Here is a 1461-nt window from a genome sequence, read left to right on the forward strand (position 1 = left end):
GCTATTTCCTGCGCGGCATCGCCTCGGCCTGATCGAGGATCTTGCGCAGGAATGCGGCGTGGCCGCGGAACGCGCGCCGTCCACTCGTGGTCGCCTTGACGCGCGTCTGCGGCCGGCGGCCGACGAACAGCTTTTCGATGTCGACATAACCGGCCCTGGCCAGCGTATCGAGATGCGCGCCGAGATTCCCGTCGGTGACGTCCACGATGGCCTTCAGCCCGGTGAAGTCCAGCGTTTGGCGCCTTTCCAGCATGTTCAGCGCGGCCATGATCCTGAGCCGAGTGCTCTGGTGGATGATTTCGTCGGCACTCATCGATCGGCTCCGGTGCAGCCAAGCCGGAGGCCACCGACAACCATGCCGCCGCCGTGGCGGACCGTCTTGGCAATCTCGAACGGCGACAGCGCCATTTGCCCCTGTGCGATGGACATCGAAGTACTCCGGCATGCCGTGCAGAATACTCTGCCATATAGAGTAGTCTGTCAATTCACGAGCAATCGGGTCTGCGATCGCGCTTGACAAGGTGATGCATTGGCCGGCTGTCGCATTGCAGTATAGATCGTCCGCCTGCATGAGATGATCGCACCGCTGAGGCTGTGGTCATGATATTGGCGAACGAAGATCGACACGCAAAGCTGTTCGCTGATCTTCGGAGCTTCACGAGAAGAGCGCTCCCGCGGAGTGTGGAGAATGTCGGCGACACATTCTAGCCGATGGTCGAAGATCAGCAGTGATTTCTGCGACGATCAGCACGATCGTGTGCCGCTCGTAACCGAAAGTTAAGTTGCGAAAATCAGTCTATTGCTTCGCTGGCTAGCAAGCCGCGAGTCAGATATGCATGAGCGCGCCGGGTCATTACGGCCGTCGGCACAACGGAAGGGGCATCGCATGGCTAAGCAGTCATCCAAAGCGCCGGCGTCGAAGGCACCGGCAAAGAAAGCACCCGCAAAAGCAGCGACGGCGAAGGTCGCAGCTGCAGTGAAGAAAGCAGCACCCGCTGCCAAGCCGAAGGCCGCGGCGGCCAAGGCAAAAGCAGCACCGGCCAAGAAGCCGGCAGCGAAAGCTGCTGCGAAACCGGCAGTGAAGAAAGCAGCACCCGCCAAGGCCGCGGCAAAGCCGGCGGCGAAGGCGGCACCAGCCAAGAAGCCTGCAGCGAAGGCTGCGGCGAAACCCGCAGCGAAGAAGGCAGCACCTGCAAAAAAACCGGCTGCCAAGGCTGCACCTGCCAAGGCTGCACCGGCCAAGAAGCCGGCTGCGAAGGCTGCTCCGGCAAAGAAGGCTGCGGCAGCGAAATCTTCAGCGCCGGTGAAGAAAGCGGCACCTGCGGCCAAGCCGAAGGCAGCACCCGCCAAGGCCGGCAAGAAGTAGTCGCGTCTTCCCTCGCCGGGGGCGGTGCCGAAACAGTCAAGGGCGGGTGCCTGACAGGCGCCCCGTTCGTTGTTTGGCAGTCGGAAGGCGAGAAC

General features: G+C 62.1%; 2 protein-coding genes. Both read right to left on the reverse strand.

Annotated features, from left to right (window positions below; translation table 11 throughout):
• Window position 1 precedes the first annotated feature (1 nt).
• Window positions 2-313, reverse strand: a complete 312-nt coding sequence (locus EN750_RS34035; protein ID WP_127399256.1) for a transcriptional regulator — start codon at window positions 311-313, stop codon at window positions 2-4.
• A gap of 464 nt (window positions 314-777) precedes the next feature.
• A partial coding sequence (locus EN750_RS39735) for a hypothetical protein (protein WP_210212793.1) occupies window positions 778-1461 on the reverse strand: 684 nt, incomplete at its 5' end.

The organism is Mesorhizobium sp. M7A.F.Ca.ET.027.03.2.1, assembly GCF_003999175.1.
In the GTDB taxonomy this organism is placed as follows: Bacteria; Pseudomonadota; Alphaproteobacteria; order Rhizobiales; family Rhizobiaceae; genus Mesorhizobium.

What these genes read in the sequence shown, in the direction of transcription:
- EN750_RS34035 (WP_127399256.1), bottom strand. Translation starts at nt 313, where the DNA reads ATGAGTGCCGACGAAATCATCCACCAGAGCACTCGGCTCAGGATCATG.